Source organism: Picosynechococcus sp. NKBG15041c, assembly GCF_055380235.1.
Genome location: NZ_AP040363.1, coordinates 1,862,538 through 1,878,222, shown reverse-complemented (window position 1 = coordinate 1,878,222; position 15,685 = coordinate 1,862,538). Strand labels below are relative to the sequence as shown.

The following is a 15,685-nucleotide window of genomic DNA, read 5'->3' as shown; positions in this document are numbered from 1 at the left end:
TTGCGTTTTTTCGTAACAACCAGTCACCAAGCCAACATGTTCCCCAAAAGGCCTTGACGGAGGTTGGAATCATTTACATAACGGACATTTTCGGCCTGTTGGTAGGTGGCGTAGCGGTGGGCTTCGGCTTGGATCACCGCCGAACAATCCTTAGCACTCATCGAGCCGATGGTCTGCATTCCCCAGCCCGTGTTTTGGGCTTGGATATTTTGCTCGGTGGTGGTATCCGGGGTGGTAGTGGTATTGTTCACCGTCGCTTCGTTATGGAAAGTATTGACCTGGGTCATGTCTTCCATCTCTTGGGTATTGCAAAACTCTTTTGCTTCTTCGACGCTTAACCAAGGTTGATAGCCGTCGGCGATCGCCCCGGTCGCAAAACTCAGAGGCATTAGTAGTGATAAACCGAAAACAGCCAGATTGCGGGTTGTGTTAGACATGGTTTGTTGCTCCGGGGGTTTCATAAAACAATTAAGGGTTAATGGGTAGTCCTAAAGATTCGAGAAAATTCGGATCATGGGCAGGACTATAGATATCGATCGGGACGCTGATTTGGGTGCCGACGACTGGGCCTTGGATACCGTAGGGAGCAAGGGGATGATCACCATTACCCTCGACAAAGTGGCCACTGGTACGTTGTTGGGTTGTATTCCCAGAGCCCACATAGAGCTGGGTGCTAGTGTGGGTGGTGGTATTGCCCCAACAGGGTTGAACACCCGTTCCCATAAACACTTGATTGCTTTGGTTGGCAGGGTTGGGGGAACCGTGGATCGCCACCTGGAGAGAAACATCAGTCATCACGCAGGCCGCCTGGGCAGGCATCTGAATGGACGTAACCGGCACGAGCAGAGAAGGAGTAAAGATGATCCAAAATGGGGATCCGGGGAAGACGATTTTCATGGCTTGGGCCTCAACAAAAAGGAGGAGACAGGGACAATGGCTTGTCTGAAAATTCGACCACTGTCCCAAGGGATTTAGAAAGAAAAGATAGAGTTTTGGTTCTGGAAGCTGTTTTGGAAACTGCTGTTATCAACATTGTTCCCAAAACCAATCCCTGCGCCAGTTTGGCTCGCTCCCACCTGGGCTACGCTGCCATTGTTCCCAAACCCGAAGGCATCGGATTGCTGTTGGGTAGTCGATTGATCGAGAGTATTGTTGACATTATTGAAAAGACCATCAGCAACAGCGGCTTGGGAACCGATGATTGTGGATTGAGCGCCGTTGTTACCGCCACTAAAGAAGCCGCTCTGGTTCTGGAAGCTGGATTGGCCCATGGCGTTAGAAGTGGAGTTGCCTACACCGACGGCAGCACTGGTTTGTTCAGAAATCATCGTGCTGACAGAGGAGTTGTCGGCTTTAGCAGGTTGGGCGAGGCTGAGGACACCGAGGGCGAGGAAAGCACCAGCAGCGGCGAGCTTGAGAGATTGGGGACGGGAGGAGAAGGAAAGAATCATGGGTCAGTTACCTGTTTGATTGGATGTGTGTTGCCAGGTGATAGTGACCCCGATTTTTGGCTTATGCAGTTTATCTTGTCCTGAAAAATTTTGTTCTCAATTCCCTCCCGATAGAATTTTGGGAAACATTTGCCCATCCTCTTGAATGGTCAGGGGAGTATCTGGAAAATTCTGTTGGGTAAGCGATCGCAGCCGCTGAATTGCCGTCCCACTGGCGTCATAGAACGGAAAACCTTGGTAGTTGATGCGAACAGGATGAAGTCTTCCCTGAAGAAAAGCTCCTTCACTGGAGAGGGTTGCTTCTAAAATCACACTTTCCGATAAGGTTCCTGCCACAGATAGAGCACCGTCAGCCACAAAATTGGCCAGAGAATAAGCAATGAGGCGGCCTTGGTAAAGTTCCACGGCCCGGAGGACATGGGGGCCATGGCCAAGGATCAAATCAGCCCCGGCATCAATTACTGCCCGGGAAAACTTGTGGAGATCGCCGCGATTTTCCCTGAAAAACCATTCTGTACCAGGACGAACGCGATTCGCCCCTGTCCCTTCTGCTCCCGCGTGGACAGAAATGATGGTAATGTCAGCTTGCTCGTTGGCCTGTTTGACGAGTGTTACGGCTGCTTCAAGGTTATTGATGTTGTTGTGATAGTCATAGGTACTGAAACCAATCAGGGCGATGGTGAGATCTTTATGCTGGTGGTAGTGAATTTGGTTTTTGATGCCAATGGGAGCAATACCGGCGGCCTCAAGGTTCGTTTTTGTATCTTGAAAACCCTGTTGGCCATAGTCGAAGGTGTGGTTATTGGCGATGCTGAGGATCTGAAAACCGGCGTCTCTGAGGAGATTCGTATAGCTGGGAGCCGTGCGAAAAGCAAAAACATTCGGGCGACTGATATCTTTGGCTGGATGGGGATAGTTAGTCAGGGTCGTTTCGAGATTGCCAATGAGCAGATCGCTCCACTTGAGTTGCCCTTCAACGCCTGCAAACATCTGCATTTTTTTGTCAATCTGGGGCGTTTTAGAATACCGAGTACCGGGGGCCATGTCACCAACTGCTTTGATAGTGATGACAGTGGTCTTGGTTTGGGGCTCTGGGGCTAGCTGGGCCGCATCTAGCGTTAGATCAAGCGAGGTATTATCGCTAATGGCTACTAGGGGACTAGGGCTCGCTGCTCGTTGCCGGACGTGATAATGGCGAAAGCCGAAGATACCAAGGGATGTAAGCGTAATCAGAAAACTGAGGGGAAACCAGCGGCGTAGGGCGACGGAAAAGGCAGAAGGCCAAGCCATGGCAACAGAGACGGGTGGGACTGCCTTATCGTACTGGATTTTTGGGAGCCGATTGTTTAATAAATACTGAAAAATTGTGGGAAGGAGGCGATCGCCCACTTCCCCCGAGCGTAGCCATCCCCAGCACCCCTTAGGGGGCGACTAGACTAGTTGCGGCGGAGATAAATATTGGGTTGGTGATGGCTGGGCCGTTCCCAGGGGTTGCGTTCCCAATAGGTGCTAAAGCTACTCAGCGGGATTGCCGTAGTGAGCTGGGATTGGGCCTCTACGGGCTGCGAAATGTAACGTAGATAAGGCCAAGACGTGTTTTTCTGGTCTTGATAATTCCCAAAAGAATACTTATGGTGGCGATCGCGCGAATGAAATCCAGGACGATTATCAAACCGCCGGGAGTAATGGACATTAATGCCATTGACAAAGGTCGTCGGGCCAAAGGTCTGGACGCTATATTGGTTGCCGTAATAGTCGGTACAAATTGAGTAAAAACGATTCCCTTGGGAACAATTTCCCTGGGCTACGGCAGGTAGGGCGACGCTGGCAATTCCCAAGGCCAAAATTAACGCTTTCATTGGTTTATCCGGGGCGCTTAGATCTGTTTTCAGTATAGCCAAAAAAATTTGTTGCCTCAGTTAACTGATGGAGGTTCCGGGGGGCGATCAGTCCCGCGTCCTACCCGATGGGGTGAGCCTCGGGATGATGTCACAGGGTCACCAATTCCACAACAAAGGATCTGCATCTAAATTGTCGGTGACAATGCGCCCGATCTGGTCGATCGCCCCGAGTTCAGTTTGGTTCAATTGCACGTTGATTGCCTGGGCATTGGCGATCGCCTGTTGGGGATTTCTGGCGCCAACGATGGCTTGGGTTTGGGGTTGGCGAATGAGCCAGGAGATCGCCAGTTGCCCTAAAGAACAATTTTTCGCCTCGGCGATCGGCTGGAGTTGCCCGAGGGCAGTTTGAACCCGTTGGTAATTTTCTGGATCGGCGTAGAGGCGGTTATGGGAGCGGTGATCCCCTTCGGCAAATTGATGCTCTGGGCCAAATTTCCCCGTGAGAAAACCTTGGGCGAGGGAAGAATAAGCCAAGATTGAAATTTGCTGGGCGGCACAAAAGGGCTGGATATCTCGTTCGATGGTGCGCCAAAACAGAGAATAGGGCGGTTGAATACTGTCGATTTGGCCATGTTCCATCGCCTCCTGGAGTTGCGCGAGGGAAAAATTAGACACACCGATCGCCCGAATTTTTCCTTGCTCTTTTAGTTGATTCAGGGCTGCCATGGTTTCTTCAATGGGCACCAGGTCAGAATTCCAAGAACCGGCTGGCCAATGGATTTGGTAAAGATCGATATAGTCCGTTTGCAGGCGTTTGAGGGAATTTTCACAGGCTGTGATCACTTGGTCATGGTGGAGATGGTTGGCAAAAACCTTCGTCAGTAATGTCACCTGATCTCGCTGGGGGGCGATCGCCTCGGCCACCCGCCGTTCTGCATCCCCATCACCATAGATTTCAGCGGTGTCAATGGTCGTCATCCCCGCCTCAACGGCGGCCCGGATCCCGGCCACAATCTCTTGGTCGTTGATATCAGTCCAGTTGCGTTTGCCCGCCTGCCAAGTGCCGAGGATAATCGGCGTAATCTGCACCGCGCTTTTACCCAGTTGTCTTGTTTCCATCGTCTAATTTTTCGCCAGCCACTGACATCAATGTAGCTTTTTCTGTGGAAAATCGGTGCTAAAAATCTAAGCGGCTTAAGCTAAAAAAAGTAGGGTTTGAGGAAAATCACCATGACTGCCCAAGAACGACTCATTTGGCTCCGGGAACGCACTACCCTCGGCTGTTTGCCGGATGCGGTTTTGGGGGCGATCGCCGCCGTCCTCGAACCACAAACCCTGCCACCGGGGACTCCCATTAGTGAAATGGGCCAAGTTCCCCAGGGTTTTTATCTCCTGATTACCGGGAAAGTTGCAACCCAGACGGCAACGAATACACCCGAGACGAATGCTGCTACCCAAGGAACGATATTTAACCTCCGGGAACTGCTCCTTGCCCAAGTTTCTCCAGAGGCGATCGCCACCGTCACCGAGGCGCAAGTCTGGTTTATGCCCCGTCACCAATGGCAAAAACTGGTGCAACAATATCCCGAAATTGCCCAGACTTTTTCCCAAGATTTGGCCCAGGAGTTAGCCACCGTCACCAATGCCCTCCAGCAGGAACAACAACAACAGGAAGTGCTCCGGCCCTACTTTGTGGCCAAGGCAAAACGGGGAGTCGTCGGTAAAAGTCGTTATGCCCAGCGACTCAGGCAGCAAATTCGTGAGGCGGGCACCCATGGCCGTTCTGTCTATATCTTTGGGGAACCGGGTTTAGAAAAAGACAACTTGGCAGCACTGATTCACTATGGCTCCCCCCGGCGACGGCAGCCGATCATTAAACTGGACTGCAACCTCCTCCAAAAAAGTGGTGCGGAACTGTTTGGCCGCACCGATGGTAAAAAAGGTCTGCTGGCTTGGCTTGAGGAGGGAACGTTGATCCTCAACAAAATCGAAGAACTGCCGCCAGAATTAATTGATAAGGTGGCAACTCTGATTCAAACCCAAACCTATACCCCCATCAGTCGCCCTGGTGATCCGGATCCTGTTCCCCAGCAAACCGCGGCGAAATTGGTGGCGATCGCCGAAAAACAAGTGCCGGCCCTAGCTCGTCATTTTTCTGAAACGATCAAAGTACCGCCGCTCAGGGTCCGAAAAGCCGACCTTGCCGCCCAGGTAGATTATTACACCAGCCTTTATTGTCGGGCGAAGGGTCTGCCGAAACCTAAACTAACCCCCGAAGCCCTGCGACGGCTCCAGTCCTACGATTTTCCCAACAATATCCGCGAGCTGAAAAATTTGGTGGAACGGGCGATCGTCCAATCGGATCAGGGGGCCGATCTGACTGAAGAGATTTTTTGGTCTGCCCAGGGTAAACAAAAACGCTTTCGCTTCAATCTGCTTAACGCTTACCCAGCCCTCCGCTCGTTCCTGCGTAGCGCCTGGTGGCCCGATCGCCTGAATTATGGTTTTACGGCGATCGCCTTTCCGTTAATTATTGCCATCCTCTTCCTCGCCCCTCAGACCCGTGACCAAAACTTTGCCCTGAATTTCTTTTGGGCCTGGTGGTGGCCGTTAGTGCTCCTCGCCTTTCCCTTTGTGGGTCGTCTTTGGTGTGCGGTCTGTCCGTTTATGATCTACGGGGAAATCACCCAAAAAATCACCACCGAATTTCTCAAACGGGACCTCAAACCTTGGCCCCGCCAGCAGGCGGAAAAATGGGGCGGTTGGTTCCTCTTTGGCCTGTTTACCCTAATTTTTCTCTGGGAAGAACTGTGGGAGCTGGAAAATACCGCCTACCTCTCGGCTTGGCTACTCATCATCATTACCGCCGGGGCAATGATCTGTTCGGCGATCTTTGAACGGCGCTTTTGGTGCCGTTATCTTTGTCCCATCGGCGGCATGAATGGCCTCTTTGCGAAACTGGCGATCACAGAATTACGGGCACAACAGGGCACTTGTTCTGCCGAATGTAGCACCTACCAATGTTATAAAGGTGGCCCCCAAAAGGGTGAAGGCTTAGAAACGAATGGTTGCCCCCTCTATTCCCATCCGGCCCAACTGGAGGATAACCGCGATTGTGTCCTGTGCATGACCTGTCTGAAAGCTTGCCCCCATCGGTCGGTGGCGGTAAATTTGCGGCCCCCAGCCATTGAACTGTGGACGACCCACCAACCCCGTACCTATGAAGTCGCCCTTTTGCTGCTCCTGCTGGGGGGGATTTTTCTCCACCGTCTGCCAGAAATTAATCAAGTGCTGGGCTTAAATGTGGACCTCGCCCAATTTTGGCCCCACTGCGGTTTGGCGATCGCCTCTCTCTTGATCCCCGCTGGCGTTGTTTTACTCACGGGGGCAACTGTGCAATACTTCGGCGCATTGCCTAAGTCTAAATCCTTTCTCCAACTGACTTACGGCTATTTGCCACTGGTACTTGGGGGGAGTTTGGCCCATTATCTACGCCTCGGTTTGGGGGAAGCGGGTCGCATTTTGCCCGTGACCATGGCCACCTTTGGTCTCCAGGGCGCTGCATTACCGATTGTGGTGGCCCATCCAGCGGTGATTGCTTTTCTTCAGGGCGTCACCCTTATCTTTGCGACCCTTTGTACCCTCATCCTCACAAAAAAAATCAGCAAACAACCCTGGCGATCGCTCTGGCCCCAGCACCTCACCAGCCTCGGTCTAGGTTGGGCGATCGCCCAGATTGTGGTCGGTTTGTAACGGCTTTTGTAACAATTTTGAGAAAACTCTTGACATAAAAATATTCCCAAAATTTTCGACGCCGATCCCCTGAAAGGATTGGCAAGACTGCTGTTGGGACTACTTGACGTCTCTGTTATTTGAATCCAGAAAAACTTTCTTCCGTCAATTTCTTGCAATATTTGTTTACAATCTGTTATATTTTGTAATGTAAGCAAGCAAGAGGTTCTCTCCATGGCTACTGGTTATACTTCCAACGAATTCGGTCAACTCAATACCTTCGCTGTTGAGCCTGAAGTTTATGTAGATGCAGAAAACACCGCCGGCTGGACTGCCTACGCCGAAAAGCTAAATGGCCGCCTTGCGATGATCGGTTTTGTTGCCCTGATTGCAACCGAAATCATCGGTGGCGATACCCTCATCAATCTGTTGTTCCAACTCTAATCAGTCTTTCCTTCGGTTATTCGTCGTTTCACGAGGCTTATTGCAATGTTTGGTTCCCTTGTTATCTTGATTCGCAAATTTATGGGTACAGCTCGCTTTAATAAAACCCGTGGCAAAGCGATCGGCCTGCACTGCAAGACGATCACCAATTTCTGCAATACTATCGGCCTCGACGCAAAGACCCGACAGGGCTTAATTCGTCTCGCAAAATCCAACGGTCAGCGCCTCGGATTTATGGCCTAATTTCTGTCGCACGTTAGGTATGCAAACCATGTCCAATCCAACCATTGTCCAAAACCAAACTTCGACATCCAAAGATACGGACATCTTTGCCATCCTCTTTTTCCTGGCAGGAGCGCCCCACATCTACAGTTTTCTTAAAGGGCGTTCCCAGCAGGGGGCAAGTCTTGGTAACTGGTTCCTTAGAATTCTCTGTTTCTCAGGAGCGGGTACAGTCGGGGCGATCGCCTGGAATGCCTTCTAATTATTTTCCATCAGCTTTATCTCTTCTCTACAAACAATCGTAAATATCGACCCTAAAACTCTGGTGGGATGGAGTTTTAGGGTTTTTTATTGGCAAAATTTAGACTAAATTTGTCCCGCAATGGCTACAAAATTTTGCCCCAGGGCGCGACGGGTGGCCGCATTTCGGACAGGCCGCAGTCTGGTCAACGGGGGCGGCATTCGCCGTGACAACCGCCCCACAATTCGGACAAAAGCGACTGTTCTGGGATAGGGGGTGATGACATTGGGGACAACGTCGATTCACACTTCCCGGGGGAATGGGAAGATTGGGGGCGATCGCCTCCGCTATTTTGTGGTCAGGAGGAATTGTTTGAAGCAGGGCCGCGAGTTCGTCAAAGGGCAAAGGGCCGTCTTCAACGGTGACATGGCGACGGACAAACCCACAACTAGAGCAACGGGGCAAATCTTCAAACCAGCGGCTCCGACATTGGGGACATTGGGGGAGCCGTTCTGTGAGCGAAGGAAACAGCAGATCCCGTGAACCGTCGGCATTGGTCCGCCAATAACCCCGGTGCAGAAAATAATTCAATAATGCTTGCCCTTGCTTAGGTCGGAGACTTAATTCCACAGCCATCAAGAAAGCGCCAATCGCCTGAAACTGAAAGTCCCGAATTAGAGTTGCAACGCTATAATCGCCTGGCAAAGGCTTAAACAACATTGCTGGTTGCTGTTGGGAAAAATCTGGTGGTGGTGAACCCATTTGTACATAGGCCAAAAGATCCTGAGCCAAACTTGGCACCTGGGCCATGCGTTGGGTGGCATTCCACAGCAATGCGATGGGTTGATAGCCCAAATTGGCGATCGCCGTCGCCAGAGGTAAGAGCGGATGTTCCTGTAGCGTTACCATACGTCTCGCCCCCAATCATCTTTTACTTTTAGAGCGCCAGATTTGACTAGATCATAGATTTGCTGCCGTTGCTGGGGATTCGCTTTACTGACAAAATCCATGAGCGTTTTTTCATTGACCCAGGATTTTGGCGGTTGATTTGGGGGAGCTTGCTCCGCACCACCCTTCAGCTGATCCCACACATCCTTAACACTGTCTAATTCCTTTTTGTAAGCTTCCTTACTCAGGGCATTTCCCAGACGATTCCCAAAGGATTCCGCATCATTTTCGTTGTACTGACCCGCATAAATGACGGGATCTTTACTGGGGTGAGTATAGTTTTGCTCATTGGTCGTTGCTGCATGGCGGGCCGTCGGATTTTCCATAGGATTATTTGGGTCCCACTGTTGAGCATGTTTTGCTTCATGGCCAATGGTGGCGATCGCACTCTGGGGATTTTGATACAGATGTGAATCAGTATTGAAAACAACATGCCCTGTACTCGGATCGAAGTGAGCATGGACCATGTTGCCACTGCTATCTTTTAGGCCAGAAACAAAATCCACCTGCACAGGCCCGACGCCTAACTCATGACCACAAAGATTAGCAATGTACTGGAGTGTCTGCTGCTTATCCGTATCCGAAAGTTGATTCCAGCCTGTTCTCGTCAGCGGACGAATATCCGAATCCCCCGTTAAGGCCTCTAGGCTATCGATCACCAAAGCCGTATCAACGACATTATTTACATACTGATCATGATCTGCGGTGGGGACTGGAGTACTAAAAATTGTCGCCCAATCATCCCCAGAGTCCCCCGTAATTTGAGAAACCGGAATGACAAATAACGGATTATCTTTGAGGGTGACAAATTTTCCGTCGGGAGTAACTTCCCAGTCGTTGGAATATACTTCCCGCGACCCAATCCACTGATTTACCCGTGGATCAAACGGTACATCTGGATTGACGGGGACCCAGCTATTGGGATTATAAAAAGGCGCATTCCTTGTTCCTGGTTGCTTGGGTACACCTGGCATTTGTCCTGGTGAAGCTGGCGCATTGATCCCAGGCGATGGAGTCACATTACGGACCGGGTCATTACTCGTGCCGCTGCCCACAATATTTTGCTGCCAAGGGGGATTATTGGCATCAGGATAATCGCGGAATGGATCGTCTGGTGTTCCTGTGCCATAAATGCCTGGAGTTTGCGGCGGGTTATTGGCATCAGGATAGTTGCGGAAAGGATCATCTGGCGTGCCTGTGCCATAGATGGTCGTGGGAATTGGGGGTAAATTCCCTAAAATCCAGCCAGTCCAAAAGCCGCCCGCTGCCGGTACCCCCAATGTTGCGGTTGTCACAAGACAAGGGCCACTGGCAAACCAGCGACCTAAAGTTCCTCCGGCCTCTTGCCAGCCACAATCATCAGCTAAGACAGGGATGCCGTGGGCGACATAAAATCCCACTAAACTGAGACATAGGAGCAGTAAAGCCTGGGTTGGTGGTGGTTGATTGTTCCTAAAAATGAGGACTAAAGCAATGGCGATCGCCCCGAGGAAAAGGAGCTGGGGAATACCACCAAAAAACCAAAATAAGACCGCCGCAACAAGTCTCCCAGCAGTGATCCCAGCGAGCAGCGTTTGTACAGTCACTGGGGAAAGATCTCCAGAAGGTTCATGATGCCGAAACAAGCGATGGGCATCGCGCCAGCCCAACTGGGTTGCTAACCGCAGGAAATGCTGGGGTTCGCACACCGCCGCGAGGGTAAAAAGGGCGATTTGAAGGCTAACTAAAAGATTGCCAAAAAATGTAGTGAAGGCGATCGCCAAAGCCAGACCAACCCACGGAAAAGGCGTTTGAAAGTGGCTGGCCTGTTGCACTACATCGAGACAAACTTGGGGCAACTGTCCGAGGGATTGGAGATATTTACCGAGGGTACCGCGAAAGAGATGGCCGGCCAAAATACCGCCCAATAGCCAAAATAATGTCCCCGGAACGACCTGATTAGATAAGACTAAGACGGAACGGAGCCAAGGATTTGACGTCGGGTTAAACCCTTCATTGACCCCGACCAGTAGGAAAGTATGCACCAGCCACATCACACCGCAAACGATCGCCCCGGTCACAATTTGGCGAGGTAGTGCTTGTAAAAAAGCCTTTAGAAGCCAGCCCAATAACTGAATTAGGGTCTGGGGAGGCGTTGGAGCGGAAGCATTTTGGGAAACTGCCATGGCTACTGTGCCTCCAGATCACGCAAATATTGAGCCTCTAATTTGGTGATACCATTGCGAGTTCCGAGCCAGAGATTGCCAAATTCATCCTGTACCATCACCTTTACCTCCCGATCTGCGAGGCCGTCGGCTTCCGTGAGAATCAGCCATTGACCCTGGGGATCGAACCGGGCTAAACCGTTATATTTAGAGCCAAACCACAACACTCCGGTTTGATCTTGGTAAATGGAGCGGACTTTTTCGCCCGCAAGGCCATCTTTTTGGGTAAAAACTTGGGCGATCGCCCAACCAGAAGCTGTAGATTCGAGACGGGCCGCACCGCCGCGATCAAAAAGACCAGTGCCGACCCAAAGAGATCCTGTAACGTCGATAAATAAGCTTGTAATGTCATTATGGGGTAGCCCATTGGCCGTCGAAAAAGTTTGACAGTAATTCTTAATACAGTGGCTGATCCCCCCCTGGGGAGCCACTGCTGAACCAAACCACATCCCCCCTTGGGGGTCTTGGGAAATCGCACTGATCATCTGGTTTGGGAGCCCGTCTTCTGTGGTTAAAAAACGCCAGTTTTCCCTCGTCTCCCGTACTGCTGCCCCTGTCCAAGTGCCGACCCATAAGTGATCCTCTCGATCAATGTAGAGAGCATTAACTTGTTGCTGAAAAAAAGGACCGCCCTGATCATATGTGTGGCATCCCTGGGCGTCCACATAACTCAGCCCTTGGCGATCGCCAATCCAGAGCACCCCTGCAGCATCGATCGCCAGGGCGCGAACAAATTGCAGCGGGCGATCGCATGATAATGGCTCAACAGTGTGGGGCGTCTGGAGTGAAATGCGAAACACCCCATCTTGGCCCCCAGCCCAGAGAATATCCCCTTGGATCACCAGATCCGATACTTCCTGGGGAGGGCGAATAATTTCCCAGCCCGTCCGCTTAGGGGCTTGTTGCCAACCCTGAAACAAAGCGAATAGTTCCCAAACAAAAAGTCCAAAGGTGCTGACCATCGCTAAAAAAACTAGCGATCGCCAAAGTTTGCGGGCGTTGGGTTCAGGATATTTCATAGGGATGTAGCTGCCCCTCCGCCAGCACAAAGATTTGATCCGTGAGATGGTCCGCTTCGGTGAAATCGTGGGTGACATACAAAGCGCAGGCCGCCGTAAGGTCCAAGTGTTCGCGGATGTAGTGCAGCAAAATTTGTTTTAGCTTGGGATCAAGATTGGTCAGCGGTTCGTCAAAGAGCAGATACGGAGGATGGGGCGCTAGAACCCGTGCCAAGGCCACCCGCTTCGCTTCTCCCCCAGACAGTTGGTAGGGGTAACGGTGGCTCAGGTGGGCGATCGCCAATCGTTCAAGGAGCTGCTGGGTGCGTTGTTTTTGGGCCGCTGCCTTGAGGTGCGAAAGGCCAAAGATGATGTTTTGGTAAACGCTCATGTGAGGCCAAAGGACCGGCGTCTGAAAGATCAAACCCACGCGGCGGAGGTGGGGAGCAAGACTCCAGGTGGGGGAGCTTACCACTTGACCAGCGAGGGAAATGTGGCCAGTGTCTGGTTTTTCGAGGCCCGCGATCAGTCGAAGTAGGGTTGTTTTACCACTGCCCGATGGCCCTAAAATCGCGACCGTTTGACCCGATGGAACAGTTAGGGCTAGGTTTTTGAAAACAGAGACAGTTTGATAATACTTGCTGAGATTTTCAATGTGAATCATGGTATCTCTCTTCCCTGGAAACGCTTGCCCCAGCCCCTGAGGGCCAAAGCGACTAAAGTTCCGGTCCCAAGGGCGATCGCCACCAAAACCAAGCAGAGGATCGCCACCTCCCCTGAGGCTCCATAGTGCAAATAGTTATAAATACGGAGGGTGAGGGTGGAATAGCCCGGGGGAACCACAATTAAGGTCGCTCCCAATTCCCCAGCGCTGAGGACAAATACCAATCCTGCTGCCGCCAACAGTCCCGGGGCAATCAAGGGAAAGCGCAACAGGAACCACACTCGCCAACGGGGGCCTGAAACTAGGCGAATTTCCTCCCATAGAGCTTCTTCTAGTTGCTGTAGTTGCGCGAATAAGATTAGGCCCGCAAAGGGAATAAATCGGGCGAGGTGCGCGAAAAGGACGATGGCTGGTGTGCCGTAAATTTCCAATGGGAGGGGGCGATTCCAGAGATCAATGAGGCCAATCCCCACCAACGGGGCCGGCAACGCTAAGGCGACAATGACAACCCACCAAGTGAACTTTTGCCAATGGCCTGGGCGTTTTAAGAGATAGGCGATCGCCAAAGCAAAAGGTAAACCAGCGATGGCGACCACCAGACCCAAACCAAAGGTAAACGCCATTTCCCTTGTGGAAGCATTCAGGGAGGTGAGCCAATTGGTTTCCTGGGCTGCGACCCAGGTGAGCTGGCCCAAAGGCACAAAAATCTGTAAAGCAAAAAGACCAAGGGCGATACTTTGCCCAATCACGAACCAACGGGGCCAGTGGGGAGGAATTGTCCATAAATCCTGGCGGGGCGCGGTTTGCATACTCTGCTGGAGCGGCACTTGGAGCACGAAAATTCCACCAGAGGCGATCGCCAGGAGGGGCACAGCCAATAGAAATGCCCGACCGGGTTCATTGCTGGCACCGTATTCAGCAAAAATTTCTAATGCGTAGGTACTCACCCCAAAAAGCGAAGGAAGACTGTAGTCCATTAAGCTCAGAAGAAAAATCAAGCCAAAGCTGGTGACAAAACTCGGTAAGGCCAGGGGCACAACAATTTTTTGTAACACCTGAATATCTGGCAAAACCAACCGTGCTGCTTCGATGGCCTCTAAGCTGACCGAAGTGAGTCCCAGCCAGCCCAATCCCACCGCCAAAGGTAAAAAAGCCATCACTTCTACCCAGCCACAACCCCACCAACCTTGGAGAGGACTGATCCCTAGACCAATCTCCTGGAGCAGGGCATTGAGCTGTGACCTTAGGGCAGACCACCCAAAAACATGAATATAGCTCGGAAAAAATAGCAGTGGCACTAGGCCCCAACGCCACCGTTGTGCCCAAGCGGTTTGCCATAAACGGCAGGCGATCGCCCCACCAACTAAAGTGCTGATGAGGGCCACGGCGATCGCCAATTGCAGACTATTTTTTAACAACAGCAAACGCCGACCGGTGGGCCACAGTAACCCGAGCCAACTGCTTTGGCCCTGGGCAATATCACTCCAGACACTGACCACTAGACTCAACAGCGGCCCAAAAACTACCACCATAAACAGCCCAAACCCCAAGGCTGTCAAAATATTTAACCCGTGGTGATCGCCTTTCATTAACGGATAAAAATCTCACTCAGATCATTTTTAGAAGGCTCTAGCTGGTCGTAAATCGCTTCTAAGTTCACCGTCATCCCCTGGATCGTCTGACCCGCCAAACAGCTCGATGGCGTTGCACCTGGATACAAAGACAATTGGCTTCCCCCTCCTGTCATTAAGCGTTGTTCTGTTTCTGGGCTCACAAGGAAATCCACAAGCTCTTTCCCTGTCTCCGGATTGGGTCCCCCAGCAACCAAGGCCACGGTGCCTGTCAAAACAAAGGTGCCTATTTCCCCAGGCCCTTGATCCGGAAAAACCAAAGCCACAGGATCCCCTTTTTCCACGGCACTGCAAGCATCATCAGTATCTGTGAGACCAATACTCACGCGACCCTCAACGACCCAATCCCGCACGACCGAATTCCCATCCACCACCTGGACATTTTTCTGTTTCAGGGCCACAAAAAAATCTCGTGCTGTTTCGGGTTCCCAAGCGGTATACAGGGCAGCGGCATGGGTGGCGGTAGTCCCGAAAAATGGATAGGCGATCGCCACTTCAGATCCAGGCCACTGCTCGCTCGCTAGGTCAGCTAAAGATCGGGGCGCACGGGCGATCGCCAACCGATCCGTATTGACCAACAGCACCCGGGCTCGGCCCCCGATCCCTGTCCAATAGCCCTCTGGATCACGATATTGGGGCGGTAAATTTTCAGCGATGGGCGATTGATAGGCAGCTAGGACGCCTTGGTCTTGCAGGAGGAGCGTTTGGGCAAACTCCCCGCTCCAAAATACATCCGCTTGGGGCCGTTCTTTTTCCCGTAGAAGCCGCTGGGCGAGCCCCGTCGTTTTCGTCGCTTCCACGTCATAAACCGGCAAGACCTCAATACCGGTTTCCGCCGCAAATGCCGCAAGAATAGGCTCTGCATACACTCGGTCTACGGAAACATAGACAACCACTTTCTGGGAACTTTGGTCCATCTGGCAGGCGATCGCCAGCACGGCAGATATTAACAATATGGCAAAAAACTTCAAGTATTTTTTCATGTAATCCTCTATTCTGCTCTGAAAATTGTGATTACAGAATTACAGCCATTTCTTTGAAAATATCATCTGTCTAAAAAAATGATTCAAGTAGGCAATAAATCTCAAAATAAGTATAAATTTTAAACACAAAAAAATAAATTCAACCGAGAGTATCAGGACTTCAATGATCTACAGTTAAAACAGTTTGTTTTCAATAAGTTTTTTTCTGTATGTAAAACTTGATTTGGGACAAAAAAATCTAAAATCAACTTAAAAAATATAAACTTTAGTAAAGAGATGAGAAAGCGGCCGACGACACGATCAGTTGCTATTAGATAACTCCTCGA

16 protein-coding genes are annotated in these 15,685 nt (G+C 51.2%); 4 read left to right on the top strand and 12 right to left on the bottom strand.

From position 1 onward, the window contains the following. Nucleotides 1-23 precede the first annotated feature (23 nt). The 6 genes from ACZ45B_RS09020 to ACZ45B_RS08995 form a co-directional block, all read right to left on the bottom strand. Nucleotides 24-437 carry a hypothetical protein gene (locus ACZ45B_RS09020; protein ID WP_148293442.1) on the bottom strand — a complete coding sequence of 138 codons (414 nt, stop codon included), beginning with the start codon at nt 435-437 and terminating at the stop codon, nt 24-26. Nucleotides 438-468: 31 nt separating this feature from the next. Next, the gene (locus ACZ45B_RS09015; protein WP_024546556.1) at nt 469-897 is read right to left on the bottom strand and encodes a hypothetical protein; all 429 of its coding nucleotides are present in this window, start codon (nt 895-897) and stop codon (nt 469-471) included. A gap of 74 nt (nt 898-971) precedes the next feature. Then, a complete protein-coding gene (locus ACZ45B_RS09010) occupies nt 972-1,451 on the bottom strand; it encodes a hypothetical protein (RefSeq protein WP_024546555.1) in 480 nt (159 codons plus the stop codon). A gap of 96 nt (nt 1,452-1,547) precedes the next feature. Beyond that, nucleotides 1,548-2,741, bottom strand: coding sequence for a CapA family protein (locus tag ACZ45B_RS09005; protein WP_029681933.1), 1,194 nt, complete (start codon nt 2,739-2,741; stop codon nt 1,548-1,550). A gap of 146 nt (nt 2,742-2,887) precedes the next feature. Next, nucleotides 2,888-3,310 (bottom strand): hypothetical protein, encoded by a 423-nt coding sequence (locus tag ACZ45B_RS09000; RefSeq protein ID WP_038027960.1) that lies wholly within the window; start codon nt 3,308-3,310, stop codon nt 2,888-2,890. Nucleotides 3,311-3,448: 138 nt separating this feature from the next. Then, nucleotides 3,449-4,411, bottom strand: coding sequence for an aldo/keto reductase (locus ACZ45B_RS08995; protein WP_024546552.1), 963 nt, complete (start codon nt 4,409-4,411; stop codon nt 3,449-3,451). 111 nt (nt 4,412-4,522) lie between these two features. Between ACZ45B_RS08995 and ACZ45B_RS08990 the strand changes: the two genes are divergently transcribed. From ACZ45B_RS08990 to ACZ45B_RS08975, 4 genes are all read left to right on the top strand, one after another. Then, the gene (locus ACZ45B_RS08990; protein WP_024546551.1) at nt 4,523-7,045 is read left to right on the top strand and encodes a sigma 54-interacting transcriptional regulator; all 2,523 of its coding nucleotides are present in this window, start codon (nt 4,523-4,525) and stop codon (nt 7,043-7,045) included. Between the two features lie 213 nt (nt 7,046-7,258). Further along, nucleotides 7,259-7,468 (top strand): chlorophyll a/b-binding protein, encoded by a 210-nt coding sequence (locus ACZ45B_RS08985; RefSeq protein WP_024546550.1) that lies wholly within the window; start codon nt 7,259-7,261, stop codon nt 7,466-7,468. A gap of 45 nt (nt 7,469-7,513) precedes the next feature. After that, nucleotides 7,514-7,711, top strand: a complete 198-nt coding sequence (pgr5, locus tag ACZ45B_RS08980; RefSeq protein WP_024546549.1) for a cyclic electron transport protein PGR5 — start codon at nt 7,514-7,516, stop codon at nt 7,709-7,711. A 28-nt stretch (nt 7,712-7,739) separates the two neighbouring features. Next, complete coding sequence (locus ACZ45B_RS08975; RefSeq protein WP_038027959.1) at nt 7,740-7,952, top strand: hypothetical protein; 213 nt, start codon at nt 7,740-7,742, stop codon at nt 7,950-7,952. 99 nt (nt 7,953-8,051) lie between these two features. Here the strand turns inward: ACZ45B_RS08975 and ACZ45B_RS08970 are convergent, their stop codons facing one another. The 6 genes from ACZ45B_RS08970 to ACZ45B_RS08945 are packed head-to-tail and all read right to left on the bottom strand — an operon-like array spanning nt 8,052 to nt 15,359. Next, complete coding sequence (locus ACZ45B_RS08970; RefSeq protein ID WP_024546547.1) at nt 8,052-8,840, bottom strand: zinc ribbon domain-containing protein; 789 nt, start codon at nt 8,838-8,840, stop codon at nt 8,052-8,054. Beyond that, nucleotides 8,834-11,044 (bottom strand): APC family permease, encoded by a 2,211-nt coding sequence (locus ACZ45B_RS08965; protein ID WP_024546546.1) that lies wholly within the window; start codon nt 11,042-11,044, stop codon nt 8,834-8,836. The genes ACZ45B_RS08970 and ACZ45B_RS08965 overlap by 7 nt, the downstream gene beginning before the upstream one ends. A gap of 2 nt (nt 11,045-11,046) precedes the next feature. After that, on the bottom strand, nt 11,047-12,102 hold the full coding sequence (locus ACZ45B_RS08960) for a ligand-binding sensor domain-containing protein (RefSeq protein WP_024546545.1): 1,056 nt from the start codon (nt 12,100-12,102) through the stop codon (nt 11,047-11,049). Further along, complete coding sequence (locus tag ACZ45B_RS08955) at nt 12,089-12,745, bottom strand: ABC transporter ATP-binding protein (RefSeq protein ID WP_024546544.1); 657 nt, start codon at nt 12,743-12,745, stop codon at nt 12,089-12,091. The genes ACZ45B_RS08960 and ACZ45B_RS08955 overlap by 14 nt, the downstream gene beginning before the upstream one ends. Beyond that, complete coding sequence (locus ACZ45B_RS08950; RefSeq protein WP_024546543.1) at nt 12,742-14,334, bottom strand: ABC transporter permease; 1,593 nt, start codon at nt 14,332-14,334, stop codon at nt 12,742-12,744. The genes ACZ45B_RS08955 and ACZ45B_RS08950 overlap by 4 nt, the downstream gene beginning before the upstream one ends. Continuing rightward, nucleotides 14,334-15,359 carry an extracellular solute-binding protein gene (locus ACZ45B_RS08945; protein WP_024546542.1) on the bottom strand — a complete coding sequence of 342 codons (1,026 nt, stop codon included), beginning with the start codon at nt 15,357-15,359 and terminating at the stop codon, nt 14,334-14,336. Before ACZ45B_RS08945 ends, ACZ45B_RS08950 begins: the two co-directional genes overlap by 1 nt. Nucleotides 15,360-15,685: the final 326 nt, after the last annotated feature.